Raw genomic sequence first — 12805 nt, forward strand, 5'->3', positions numbered from 1 at the left:
GGATGGATTCCGGTCAGCGAACATTCCACATCGAGACCGCCGGATCGGCCGGCCGCGTCTCGGCTGCGATCATCGCCGCCGTTTTGAGCGCGGCCCTGGTGTTGCCGGCTTTCGCCAGCCGCGACCTGATCCAGAATCTGATCTTCCTGTTCTACATGATGGCGCTGGCGCAATGCTGGAATCTGCTCGCGGGGTATGCCGGCCTGATTTCCGTCGGCCAACAGGCTTTCGTTGGCCTTGGCGGCTATCTGCTGTTTGCGCTCACCTTGCCGGGCGGCATCAACCCGCTGCTGGCGATTCCGGTCATCGGCGTTGTCTCCGCGGCGCTGGCGCTGCCGACCGCGTTGGTCGTGTTTCGGCTGCGCGGGGCGTATTTCGCGATCGGCACCTGGGTGGTTGCCGAGGTCTATCGCCTCGTCTTCGCGCAGTTCAAGATGCTGGGCGGCGGCACCGGGACCTCGCTCGATCCGCAAGTCACGTCGTCCGTGCCCGGCATCGAATGGGTCAAGGCGCTGCTCGATGTTCGCACACCCGCGGCGCGTGACATCATCTCGTATTGGCTGGTGCTGGCGCTGTTGGTTGGCACGCTGGCGCTGGTCTATCTCATGCTGCGCTCGCGGCGAGGATTGGCGCTCGGCGCGATCCGCGACAACGAGATGGCGGCTGCCGGCCTCGGCGTCGACATCTACCGCATCAAGCTTGTCGTCTATGTCGCGGTCGCCGCCATGACCGGCATGATCGGGGCGCTGATTTACTTGCAGAAGGCGCGCATCTCGCCAGATGCGGCGTTCTCGGTGCTGGACTGGACCGCTTACGTCATCTTCATGACAGTGATCGGTGGCATCGGCACCATCGAAGGGCCGATGGTCGGCGCCGTGATCTTCTATTTGATGCAGCGTTATCTCGCCGACTTCGGCGCCTGGTATCTCATTCTGTTGGGCGCGCTTGGAATCTTTGTCATGCTGTTTGCGCCGAAGGGCCTGTGGGGTTTTGTGTCCGAACGTTACGGCCTGACGCTGTTTCCGACGCGGCGGAAACTGGTCGCGGGCGGCGGTGAGAGCAAGCCGCTTACAGATTTTTAACGAGACAAGGCCTGCCTCGGTTTGGCATTCTTTGCCGGTCACGAAAAAGGGGCATCCAGCCATGAGCTTTGCAAAAGCCGCGGCATCCGCCGCTATCGTCACCGTGCTGTCAGTGGTCTCTGCGACAGCCGCGCCGCTCGCCACGACGGGCGAAACCAACCTGCGCAAGGGGCCCGGCACCGACAGCGAAGTGGTCACGCTCATTCCAAAAGGGGCGACTGTCGAGGTCGGCAAATGCAACGACGGCTGGTGCGAAGCGTCCTACAACGACAAGGCCGGTTTCGTGATTGGCCGCAATGTCGGTATAGGTCCGCGGCCTGCGCCCCGCGGCCGCGCGATGGGTGCGGTGCAAGTGTACAACGAAGGTGCGCCTGTCTATGCGCGCCAGGTCTATCCACCGCCAGTGTATTACCGGCCCTATTACGGCTATCCGTATGGCTGGGGCTATCGCTGGGGTTGGGGCTGGCGCGGCTGGTAACGATCAGCGTGACCGCAGCGCCGCTGCCGCGTGAGCGCGTTGCTCGATTTGCTGCCAGTTGCCGGCGCTGATATCGGACGCCGGCGCAATCCAGGAGCCGCCAACCGCGACGACCTTCGGATGCGCCAGCCATTCTTGCGCATTCGCAGCACCAATGCCGCCGGTTGGACAATAGCGCACGTTTGGAAACGGACCCGCGAGCGCGCTCAGCGCCGCGAGGCCTCCGGCTGGCACGGCCGGGAAGAATTTGACGACGTCAAAGCCCCTGACCACGCAGGTGATCAGATCGGATGCGGTCTGGATGCCCGGTGCAAAGGGCAGGTCGGTGATCGCCGCAGCCGTCAAAATATCCGATGTCACGCCGGGGCTGACGGCAAACGCAGCGCCAAGCGCGGAGGCGCGTTCGAGGTCCCATGCCGACAGAACAGTGCCGATGCCGACAATCGCCTCGGGCACTTCCGCCATGATGGCGCGCGCGGATTCCACCGCCGCATTGGTGCGCAAGGTGATTTCGATCGCGGGCAAGCCGCCGGCCACCAGCGCGCGCGCCAGCGGCACCGCGTGCGCGGCGTCCTCGATGGTGATGACGGGGATCACCGGCGCCAGCGAGACGATTTCCATCAGGCGCGCGCGGCTCTTGTCGCTCATTTTTTGTCTCCGAATATGTTCTTTGGCATCAGATCGCGCGGGATCACCGCGCCCGGCGACTGGATGACGACGCCCGCCAATCGATGACCGGCCAGCGCGGCATCCCGCGGTGACGCGCCATTGATACGCGCCGCCAGATATCCGGCGTTGAAGGAATCGCCGGCGGCTGTCGTGTCGACGGGTTCGACTACATGTGGCGGCGGGACCTCGGTGCAGTCGCCGTCAACGACGACAACGCAGCCGTGCGGACCGCGTTTGATAACAATTTCGTTGACGCCGCTCGTGCGATAGCGCGCGATGCATTGATCGAGGTTCTCGTCGCCGAACAGGGCCTGTTCGTCTTCGAAGGTCGGCAGCGCCAGATCGATCAGCGGCAATATCTCGGTGAAGGCGTGGCGCGCGGTTGCAGCGTCGCTCCAGCCGCGCGGACGATAGTTGCCGTCGAACGCAACCTTGCCGCCGTTTTTTCGGGTCGCGGCCAAAAGCTCGCGCAGGCGCGCGCGGCCCGTCTCGCCGTAGAGCGACAGGCTGATGCCGGACAGATAGAGCCAGTCGAATTGCGACAGGCGCGCGAGAGTTGAGGGGGCGGCGTGCTCGAAGAATTCGCGCGCAGGAGCGCGATCTCGCCAATAGAGAAACGTGCGCTCGCCGCGCGCATCGCGCTCGATCATGTAAAGGCCAGGCAGACGGCCCGGGGCGCGGATCACGAGATCGGTCTTGATGGCCTCGCTGCGCCAGGCACTCAGCATCTCCTCGCTCAACGCATCGTCGCCGAGCGCCGTGACATAGGATGTGTCGATGCCGAGCCTTGCCAGATAAAGCGCGGTATTGAGCGTGTCGCCGCCAAAGCCGCGTCGGAACGCGCCGTCCGCGCTTTGCGAGAATTCGATCATGCACTCGCCGAGAGAAGCAACTTTCATGATTTGCAGAATATGCGGACTATCGCCGCATCGCAAATTGTGCGGGCCTTACAAGATTCGCTGGAGCCGCCTGCGGCAGGACAGTCGCATATGGCTCTGAGCCAGCTTTGGCCTCGTGGTTCTCCTGGCGATGCGAAGCATCGTCCAGAGACGCCGGCTTTTTTGACGCCGTTCGCTAACGGCCTCGCTATTCCTCGGCCTGCTCGGGCGCGGCGGGCTCCTCACCATGAGGGTCTGAAATTCTCGCCTCGAAAGAAGGCCTCATCCTGAGGAGCCTGCGCCGCAGGCGTCTCGAAGGATGGCCACAAAGGGACTGCGCGCGGTGTTTGTCTTAAAATGCGATAGCCCTGCCTCAAGCGGGGAGCGGCAAAACGGGCCTCAACACGTCTCCTTAGCTCGATGGCGGCGGCGAAGGCGGCGGGGCGGGGTCCGGTTCGACCGTGAAGGTCTTCGGCAGGTTGATCGGCTGGTAGGCCGTATTTGCCTTTCGATCGATCACCGACTGATGGATGATGGCGCCTTCAGCAATCAGCCTCGGTTCGCTGCGCGGCAAATAGTAGCCGAGGAAGCCTTTGCGCTCCGGCCATTCCCGGTATTTTTCATTTTTCGGCAGCCATTCGAGAATCTCCCACGCCGCGTTCATCGAATCGTGCAGCGGGGCGGTCGAACTCGGCGGCAGATAGACGTGGCTGCTGCCCCTTCGCGGCGTTCCCCAGCAGAGGTGATCGACCATGGAGGGATCGACGCGAAGTCCGGCCGCGACTGCCTGAGCGATCATCCACAGCAGCGGATATTTCGAAGGACCGCTTTCCGTCTCCAGATAGCCGCCGCCGACGTCGCAATGCACGCCGGCAAACCAGACCTGGCGGATGTCCTGCGCGATCGCGCTGGAGGGATCGAAAATGTTCGGACGATATTTCTGCGGCTCGGTCCAGTGGTTGAGGCGGAACATCCGGCGGCGTTCGTCGATCGCCATGGCCTGGCGGAATTTCCTCACGCTCGGATTGGTGCGCGTATAGACAAGCGTTTGCAGATCGAACCAGAATTTGTCGTGCCGCGGCACGATGACGGAAGCGACCGTATCCCAGACTCCGAGAAATTCGATCGGGACGTGATAGCCGCCCGCGACCTGGCTGAAATGCCAGGCTTCGTCGAGAAAGTTTTCGCCGGCGTTGTGGCTGCTTGAGCTGGCGTTCTTGTAGGCCGTGAAAGCATAACCGGAAAGATCGATCTGATCCGGCGGCATCAACCCGATCACCTGGATGAGGGCAGCCAGCACGCGCACGGTGTAAGCGCCGCGGCTGAATCCGAACAGCCAGACGCGGTCGTCCTTTTGGTATGTCCTGCACAGGAAGCGGTAGGCGGCAAGCGTATCCTCGTCGAGCCCGGCGCCGGTGGCGAGCCCCCGCACGGCATAGGCTTCCTGCTTGAGACGGCCCCAAGTGCTTTGCAGGCCGATCGTGCCGATGCCGGGATGGTAGTAGACCCGCTGGCCGTCGTCCTTTTCGAGGACGCGATAGAGCTTCAGCACATTCGAGAGCGCGGTGTTGATCTCGTTGCCGGTGCCATCGCAGCAAACGACGATGTCCTTCGCCATGCTGTCCCCATGCAATTGTCTGCTGATATTTCGGAGTCGTACGGCAATGTCCCCTCTATTTCAACCTGAAATGGAGGAGACTTTGTCGCAAGCTCCGCGTCACCGCCATCCGAGCGCGGGCGCGATGTGGGTCAGGATCGCCTGGATCACATGGGCGTTGTAATCGACGCCGAGCTGGTTCGGGACCGTGAGCAGCAGCGTGTCGGCTTCCGCAATCGCCTCGTCCTCTTTCAGTTGTTTGATCAGCAGATCCGGCTCGGCCGCGTAGCTGCGGCCGAAGATGGCGCGCGTGGTCGGATCGATCAAGCCGATCTGATCCGTTCCTTCCTGCTCGTGCCCGAAATAGGCGCGATCGAGATCGTTCACCAGCGCAAAGATGCTGCGGCTGACCGAGACGCGCGGCTCGCGCGTATGACCGGCTTCTTTCCACGCGGCCCGGTAGGCTCGGATCTGCTTCGCCTGCTGAATATGGAAGGGTTCGCCGGTCTCGTCGCTCTTTAAAGTCGAGCTTTGCAAGTTCATGCCGAGCTTCGCCGCCCAGACCGCGGTCGCGTTGGAGCCTGCGCCCCACCAGATGCGGTCGCGCAGGCCTTCCGAATGCGGCTCGAGCCGCAATAATCCGGGCGGGTTTGGAAACATCGGACGTGGATTGGGCTTCGCAAAGCCCTTGCCGCCGAGCAGATCGAGAAACACCTCGGCATGGCGGCGGCCCATTGCGGCGTCGTCCTGGCCTTCGACGGGCTGATAGCCGAAATAGCGCCAGCCATCGATCACCTGTTCGGGTGAGCCGCGGCTGATGCCGAGCTGAAGTCGCCCGCGCGAGATGAGATCGGCGCTGCCGGCATCCTCGATCATGTAGAGCGGGTTCTCGTAGCGCATGTCGATCACGGCGGTGCCGATCTCGATCTTGCTGGTTCTGGCGCCGACGGCGGCCAGCAGCGGGAAGGGCGAGCCGAGCTGGCGCGCGAAGTGATGGACGCGAAAATACGCGCCGTCCGCGCCCAGTTCTTCCGCGGCGACCGCGAGATCAATGGATTGCAAAAGCACGTCGGAGGCCGAGCGCGCCTGCGATTGCGGTGAGGGATTCCAGTGTCCGAAGGAGAGAAAGCCGATCTTTTTCATGCGGGCAATCTAGTGATGCGCGCATGGTTTTGCCACCCTTGCGCGCACTCTCCCCTCATCCTGAGGAGCCGCGCAAACGGCGTCTCGAAGGATGAGGCCTCATTCGGACCTCATGGTTCTCCCGGCAATACGAAGTATTGTCCGGAAGACGTGCGGCACTTTTGCCGCCGTTCGCTAACGGCCTCGCTGTCGCTTAGCCTGCTCGGGCGGGGCGCTGCTCACCATGAGGGCCGAGGCTCAATGCGCCAGCGGATCGGGCCGCAACTGCACCTTGAACACTTTGGGCGAGGCATCCTTGCCGCCTTCGCCGTGGAAGTTGGCGCGCGTGCCTGATGTGGTCCAGAGGCCGCGGCCCTTCCAGCCCTTCTTGTCGTCGTCGATGCGGCCATCGACATTCTTGGTGAAGAAGCCGAGCGGGTAGGGCATGCGCATGTTGACGAAATTGCCGTCGACCAGCGCCAGCAGCGATTCCGCGCCATTGGCTTCCGCGATCGGCACGTTCTTGCCGAGGCCAAGGATGTTGTAGCGATCGACCCACACATAATAAGCGTGGTTGGCGCTGCCCTTGGGATCGAGTCCTTTGAACTGCGGCCCCGGCAGGCGGTAGACGTGCCAGCCTTCCGGACATTGCTTGCCTTCCGCCGTGGTCGGGCCGTTGAGCGGACCCTTGCACAGCCTGCGGTCGAAGCTGGCAAGCTGGCCGCTCGACAGCGCTGTCCACACCACGCCATCGAGTCCGATATCGAGGCCGCGCGGACCGAACGTGCCCTCCGGCGGCTGATACACTTCGGCCAGAGCCGTGTTGGCCGGATCGGAGCCCGGCGTCAGGCGAATGATGTAGCCGGGCTGATCGATGCGCGAGAAGCCGCGATCCATCGCCTGGCCCCAGATCGAATCGTCGACCGGGCTCGGCATGATGCCGTAGAACGACGCGGCGATGCGCTTGTCTTTCGTGGGATCGACCGGGTCTTTGGGCCCGACATACGCGTCGCGCTTGCCGTTGCCGTTGGTGTCGATGACGAGCGCGGTCCATCCCTGCGAGGCGACGCCGTCCTTGGTCTCGCGGAATTTCTTGACATCGAGCCAGCCGACGATGCCGCCGCCGGCGCCCGGACCGCCCGCGCTCATCCAAAGCGTGTCGTTGGCGTCATGTCCGAAATAAAGATGATGCGTCGAGAAGCAGGTGTTGATCATGTCCCATTGGCCGGTCGCGGGATCAAAGCGCGACAGCTCGCGCACGGCCGAGCCTTGCGGATCCGCCTTGGCCGAAGGAAGGCTCGAGCCCTGCTTGCAGTAATCAGGGTTGGCCGGCGGGCGGAGTTTCGCGGTGAACCAGACCTTGCCCTGTTCGTCCATCATCACGTTGTGGATCGAGGTGTGGCCGTCCCAGATCGCCTCGTCGCCCCAATAGGCCGAGGTGCCGTGCGGCGCATCGGCCGAGCCCGTCATCTTCGGATCGAGATAGGGCTCCTTGATCGTGGACGCGACGTTCTTGACCGGATCGAGCGTGGGGATGAGGTCCGTGCTTTCCTCCGGCGAGCCGTAGATCAATCCGTTGGCATTGAGATGCGGATTGCGCTTGTCGGTCGAGACCGCATCGTGCTGGTAATGCGTTGGCGTCGCCCAGTCCCACTCGGTGTAGACGACATTGCGCTCGATGCCTTTGGGACGGTCGGGCTTGTCGAACGGCAGTTCGCCCTTGGCGATGCGGTCGGTCCAGTTCGAGAACACGTCATAGACCTTGTCGGGCCCGATGCTGTTGATCGCGGTCGCCATGTATTCCTGGGCCTGTCCCGCCTGAGTGCGCATCGCCCACGCGGTCTGCGAGTTGCCCTGCGCTTCGTCCATGAACATCTTCGGCACTTCGCGGATGCCGCGCGTGCCGAGCGCATGGCAGGACTGGCACATGTTTTTCACGGTATCGACGAATTGCGCCTGGCTCTTCATCGTCTCCGGCATCTTGTTGCCCTTGGCGCCGGTGCCGGGGAACTCGCTTTGCGGCGGAATGTCGAGCAGCGAATACCAGTACATGCCCGGATAGTTCTGCGCGTCCGCAGCCGCCGATGCGGCAGGCTTGACCTTGAAGTCGACGATCTTGCCGGGGCGCGCATCGACCTGCGCGCTGTCGGTCAGGCCATAGCCGCGAACCCACACTTTGTAATTGGCGTCCGGCAGTTCGGGGATGACGAAGCGGCCCTGGTCATCGGTCACCACGATCTTCGCGTACTTCGTCGGCAGGTCCTTGGTCTCCGCGATGATCCAGACGCCGGCCTCGGGACCTTTCTCGCCGATGACTTGCCCACCGATGTCGTGCGCGGAAATATCGATCTTGGCCGCCATCGCGGCGCTGCCGAGCATCAGCGCGAGTGCGCTTGCGCTTGCGGCAATCAATCGATTTATCGTCATGGCTCATTCCTTATCATGCAGCTTCGTTTCGCCGGCCGCTGTTCGCTTTTGTTATGACACACGGTCTGTCGCCTGCGCTATTTCGACCAAAGTCTTCTCCTTGTCGAGCACTCTTCACCAGAGGTGACCTGGTTCTCACATGGTGAAAACGAGCGCCGCTTCATATTGATTTTTCGTGCATAACGCCTAGGCTTCGATGTCACCCGACCGGCGGAGTTCTGATCTTAAAAAAGAACGAAAAAGAAAACGCGCGGGCCTTGCGGTTCGCAAAACAAACGAATGGGAGGACGGCTTGGCTGGGGCAACACCGCTTCGGGCGCTGCTGCAACGCGATGGATGTCTGACGCTTCCGGGCGTCTTTGACGGCATCTCGGCACGAATGGCCGCGGCTAGCGGCTTCGAAGCACTTTATATGACCGGCTATGGCGTCGTCGCCTCGGCGCTTGGCGTGGCCGACGCCGGCACCGCGACCTTCTCCGAAATGCTCGACCGCGTGCGCTGCATTGCCGGCGCAACGAGCCTGCCGTTTCTCGCCGACGGCGACACCGGCTATGGCGGGCTGCTCAATGTCGACCGTACGGTGCGCGGTTATGCCGCCGCCGGTGCCTCCGGCATCCAGCTCGAGGATCAGGAATTTCCCAAGAAATGCGGCCACACCGAATTTCGCCGCGTCATTCCCGCCGACGATGCGGTTGCGAAAATTCGCGTCGCCGTCGAGGCGCGGCCGAGCAAGGATTTCCTCATCGTCGCGCGCACCGATGCGCGTTACGCCGAGGGGCTCGATGCGGCGCTGCGCCGCGCCGAGCGATTTCTCGAGGCAGGCGCGGACGTGCTGTTCGTCGAGAGCCCGGAAAGCCTGGAGGAATTGCGGCGCGTCGCTGAAACTTTCGAGGGCGCGTGGCTACTCGCCAACATGGTCGAGGGCGGCCGCACGCCGTATCTGTCGACGGCCGAACTCGGCGCGATGGGATTCAAGATCGCGCTTTATCCCGGCTCCGGCTTTTTGACGGCGGCGGGCGCCTTGCAAGTCGTCTATCGCCATTTGAAGAGCGACGGCATCGGCACCGGGAGCGAGGCGCCGATGCTGCCGTTCTCCGAGATGAATCAATTGATGGGCTTTCCCGCCGTGCATGCCTTCGAGAAGCGTCACGGTCTGAGCGGGGCCAAGTGATGAGTTTGAAGCGATGAGTTTGAGGACCAGGAGGGACGACGCCATGGCAAAAGGAAAACGATTTCGGCTCGGCCTTTTCCTTGCGTTGGCCGCGGCGATCCTGGCCTTGCAATCGCCAACTGCGCGCGCCGAAACCATCACGGTGACGCATTGGGGCGGCCAGTTTTATGGCCTTCCCTATGCGGTTGCGATGGAAAAAGGCTTCTTCAAGAAAAATGGCGTTGACGTGTCAGGCATTTTGACTGCAGCCGGTGGCGGGACTGCTGTCCGCAATACCCTCGCGGGCGGCATTCCCTTCGGTGAAGTGTCGCTGGCCGCCGCCGTGCAGGCCATCAATGCCGGCCAGAAGCTCATCATCATCGGCGCCGGCACCTGGTCGGTCGCCGACCAGATGTGGCTGGTGAAGAAGGATTCCACGCTTCAAGGCATCAAGGATCTCGCCGGCAAGCAGATCGCCTATACCGCGCCGGGCTCGGTGAGCAACATGCTGATCCTGATGGCGCTGAAGGCTGTCGGCATGACGCCGCAACAGGTGAAGCTCGTGCCCGCCGGCGATCTCGGCGCCAATATTTCTGCCGTCGGCAGCGGCGCGGTCGATGCCGGTTTCTCGGACGAATTGATCTATGCCCAGCACAAGGAACTGGTGAGGCCGCTGTTCATGGTGCGCGACGTGCTCGATCCGCGCATGATGCAGACGGTGATGATCACGACGGCCGAATACGCCAAGGCGCATCCCGATATCATCAAGGGCCTCGTCAATGCGCGCCGCGAAGGAATGGCCTATGCGCTGGACCATCCCGACGAGGCCGCCGACATCACGGCCAAGGCTTACAACAATCCGAACGTCGAACTCTTTCGCAATCACGTCCGCGAACTGATCAAGGTCAATTACTGGAGCGACGGCCGGCTCGACTATCCCGCCATGAATCACATGGTCGAGGGCCTTCAGATCACCGGGCAGATCAAGGGCGACATCGACTGGCCGAAATACGTCGATACGTCCTATCTGCCGGCGGATTTGCGCCCGACGCAATGAGGATTTTGCGGTGAGCGAGGGATCGCAGGTATCGCTGAACGAGGTGGTGCGCCGTTACGACGGGCCGCCCGTCGTGCAGGCGCTGGGCCCCATCAGCCTCCAGGTCAAGCGCGGCGAGTTCTTCTCAATCGTCGGTCCGTCCGGCTGCGGCAAGTCGACCTTGCTCGACGTCGTCGCCGGCCTCGTGCGGCCGACCAGCGGCAGCGTGCGTTTCGAGGCCAAGGAACTGCACGGTGCAGTGCCTGACGGCATCGGCGTCGTTTTTCAGGAAGATTCCAGCATGCCGTGGCTTTCCGTGCGCGACAATGTCGCGTTCGGCCTGAGGACCTCGAATTTATCGAAGAAAGAAACCAGCGATCGCGTCGATCACGCGATCCAGTTCATGGGGCTCGCGCAGTTCGCTGACCATTATCCGGCACAACTCTCCGGCGGCATGCGGCAACGCGTCTGCATCGCGCGCACGTTGGTGCTGCGTCCACGCCTGATCCTGCTCGATGAGCCCTTTGGCGCGCTCGACCAGCAGACACGGCTCTTGATGGGTGATGAGCTGCTCAACCTGTGGCGCGAGACCGGCGCGACGGTCTTGCTGATCACGCACGCGCTCGACGAGGCGGCGATGCTGTCGGATCGTGTCGGCGTGATGAGCGCGCGGCCCGGCCGTTTCATCGACATGGTCGAAACCGGCTGGCCGCGCGATCGCGATAGCCGCGTCATCTCGGATACGCAATTCGGCGCGCTGACCGGGCGGTTGTGGTCGTCGCTTCGCGAGGAGTCGCTGAAAACCATGGGCCGTGCCGCATGACGCGGCGGCACGCTGCGCTGATCGTACGCACCGCCATCCTGGCGTCCTTGATTGCGCTCTTGGAAATCGGTTGCCGGTTTGGCGTGATCGATACACTGACCGTGCTTGCGCCGAGCGACATGGTCGCCTCGATGGTGGACCAGATCCGCTCCGGCGAGCTCGATGCGAGCATCGCAACGACGTTCTCGACCATCCTGATTGCCTTTGTGCTCGCCATTCTCCTCGGCACGGCGATCGGCCCGTTGATCCATCGTTTTGCGCGCCTTCGTGACGTCGCCGATCCACTGCTGGCGTCGTATTATTCGGTTCCGACCTTCATTTTCTATCCGCTCTTGGTAGCGTTGCTTGGTTTGGGCAAGGCGCCGCTGGTCGTGCTCGGTATTCTCTCGGCGGCGCCGGCCGTTGTGATCTCGACACTCGCCGGCCTCGACGGCGTGGCACCGGTGCTGATGAAGCTGGCGCGCGTGCACCGGCTGACGCCGGCACGAACGTTCATGTGGATCGTGCTACCGGCGGCGCTGCCGCATCTCTTCACCGGCTTCAAGCTGGCGCTGAGCTATGCACTGATCGGCGTCATCGCCGGCGAATTCATCCTGTCCGGCACCGGGCTCGGCTACGCGATTTCCTTTGCCTATCAGAGTTTCGATAACCGCGCGATGTACGGCGTGATGCTGTTCGTGCTGCTGGTGGCTGTGATCGCCAACGGCATCCTTTATGTCTGGGAGGGGCGGCTGGCGCGCCGGAGGTCGCGGGGATGAGCGAGCTTTCCTTCGACGCCACGCAAAAGCTTCCCGCGCGCCGGCACGTCCGCGCGCTCGACGCCGTCGTGCTGACCTTGCTGATGCTGGCGCTCTGGCAAGCGATCGGGAGCTGGACGCACGGTGTCGCGGTTTCGCCGCCGTTGCAGACGCTGGTCTATCTCGCTCACCTGCTCGGCACCGCGATGTTCTGGGATCATGCCGCCGCGACGCTGGAGGCATTTCTGCTGGCGTTCGTGCTCTCGGCGCTGATCGGGCTCGTGCTCGGCCTCATCTTCGGCATCCGCCGCTTCGCCGGCGAAGTCGCCGAGCCCATCCTCGCCGGCTTCTACACCATTCCGAAAGTGACGCTCTATCCGGTCGTGCTGCTGCTGTTCGGGCTTGGCATGTCGGCCAAAGTGGCGTTCGGCGTCATGCACGGGCTGGTGCCGATGACGCTGTTCACGCTGGGCGCGGTGCGCAACCTGCCGCCGGTGCTCCTTCGCACCGCGAGGGTGCTGCGGCTGTCGCCCGGACGCACGATGCGCTGGGTGCTGGTGCCGGCGTGCCTGCCCGATATCGTCAACGGTCTTCGTCTCAGCTTTTCGCTGAGCTTGCTTGGCGTTCTGATCGGGGAAATGTTCTCGTCGCAGCGCGGTCTCGGCTTTCTGCTGGTGAGCGGCATGGCGCAGAACAACGTGCCGCTGTCGACCGCGGTCGTGACCGTGATCGTCATGATCGCGATCGCGGCCAACACGCTGATGTTGCGCGTCGGCAGACGATTTGCACGGCGCTCGGCATAGGCC

The 12805-nt window shown here is 63.0% G+C and carries 12 protein-coding genes; 7 read left to right on the forward strand and 5 right to left on the reverse strand.

The window, feature by feature from the left end:
• Positions 1–2: 2 nt before the first annotated feature.
• Both VFB05_RS06705 and VFB05_RS06710 read left to right on the forward strand, forming a co-directional pair.
• Positions 3–1082 carry a branched-chain amino acid ABC transporter permease gene (locus tag VFB05_RS06705; protein WP_325010267.1) on the forward strand — a complete coding sequence of 360 codons (1080 nt, stop codon included), beginning with the start codon at positions 3–5 and terminating at the stop codon, positions 1080–1082.
• Positions 1083–1143: 61 nt separating this feature from the next.
• Positions 1144–1560, forward strand: coding sequence for an SH3 domain-containing protein (locus VFB05_RS06710; RefSeq protein WP_325010269.1), 417 nt, complete (start codon positions 1144–1146; stop codon positions 1558–1560).
• A 3-nt stretch (positions 1561–1563) separates the two neighbouring features.
• Here VFB05_RS06710 and eda read toward each other — a convergent pair whose 3' ends face one another.
• The 5 genes from eda to VFB05_RS06735 form a co-directional block, all read right to left on the reverse strand.
• Complete coding sequence (gene eda / locus VFB05_RS06715) at positions 1564–2208, reverse strand: bifunctional 4-hydroxy-2-oxoglutarate aldolase/2-dehydro-3-deoxy-phosphogluconate aldolase (protein WP_325010272.1); 645 nt, start codon at positions 2206–2208, stop codon at positions 1564–1566.
• Complete coding sequence (locus tag VFB05_RS06720) at positions 2205–3128, reverse strand: sugar kinase (protein WP_325010274.1); 924 nt, start codon at positions 3126–3128, stop codon at positions 2205–2207. Before VFB05_RS06720 ends, eda begins: the two co-directional genes overlap by 4 nt.
• A gap of 391 nt (positions 3129–3519) precedes the next feature.
• Positions 3520–4725, reverse strand: a complete 1206-nt coding sequence (locus VFB05_RS06725) for a DUF2235 domain-containing protein (RefSeq protein WP_325010276.1) — start codon at positions 4723–4725, stop codon at positions 3520–3522.
• A 99-nt stretch (positions 4726–4824) separates the two neighbouring features.
• Positions 4825–5847 carry an LLM class flavin-dependent oxidoreductase gene (locus tag VFB05_RS06730; protein ID WP_325010278.1) on the reverse strand — a complete coding sequence of 341 codons (1023 nt, stop codon included), beginning with the start codon at positions 5845–5847 and terminating at the stop codon, positions 4825–4827.
• 237 nt (positions 5848–6084) lie between these two features.
• The gene (locus VFB05_RS06735; protein WP_325010280.1) at positions 6085–8253 is read right to left on the reverse strand and encodes a carboxypeptidase regulatory-like domain-containing protein; all 2169 of its coding nucleotides are present in this window, start codon (positions 8251–8253) and stop codon (positions 6085–6087) included.
• A gap of 292 nt (positions 8254–8545) precedes the next feature.
• Here VFB05_RS06735 and VFB05_RS06740 point away from each other — a divergent pair, with 292 nt between their 5' ends.
• From VFB05_RS06740 to VFB05_RS06760, 5 genes are read left to right on the forward strand one after another with little or no spacing between them, the layout of a single operon-like run.
• On the forward strand, positions 8546–9424 hold the full coding sequence (locus VFB05_RS06740; protein WP_325010282.1) for an isocitrate lyase/PEP mutase family protein: 879 nt from the start codon (positions 8546–8548) through the stop codon (positions 9422–9424).
• 43 nt (positions 9425–9467) lie between these two features.
• Positions 9468–10460 (forward strand): ABC transporter substrate-binding protein, encoded by a 993-nt coding sequence (locus VFB05_RS06745; protein ID WP_325010284.1) that lies wholly within the window; start codon positions 9468–9470, stop codon positions 10458–10460.
• Positions 10461–10470: 10 nt separating this feature from the next.
• Entirely contained in the window at positions 10471–11262 is a 792-nt protein-coding gene (locus VFB05_RS06750) for an ABC transporter ATP-binding protein (RefSeq protein WP_325010286.1), read from the forward strand.
• Positions 11259–12020 carry an ABC transporter permease gene (locus VFB05_RS06755; RefSeq protein WP_325010288.1) on the forward strand — a complete coding sequence of 254 codons (762 nt, stop codon included), beginning with the start codon at positions 11259–11261 and terminating at the stop codon, positions 12018–12020. Before VFB05_RS06750 ends, VFB05_RS06755 begins: the two co-directional genes overlap by 4 nt.
• Entirely contained in the window at positions 12017–12802 is a 786-nt protein-coding gene (locus tag VFB05_RS06760) for an ABC transporter permease (RefSeq protein WP_325010290.1), read from the forward strand. Before VFB05_RS06755 ends, VFB05_RS06760 begins: the two co-directional genes overlap by 4 nt.
• The last annotated feature ends 3 nt before the right edge of the window (positions 12803–12805 follow it).

This window comes from Bradyrhizobium sp. (assembly GCF_035652035.1).
Lineage (GTDB): Bacteria > Pseudomonadota > Alphaproteobacteria > Rhizobiales > Xanthobacteraceae > Bradyrhizobium.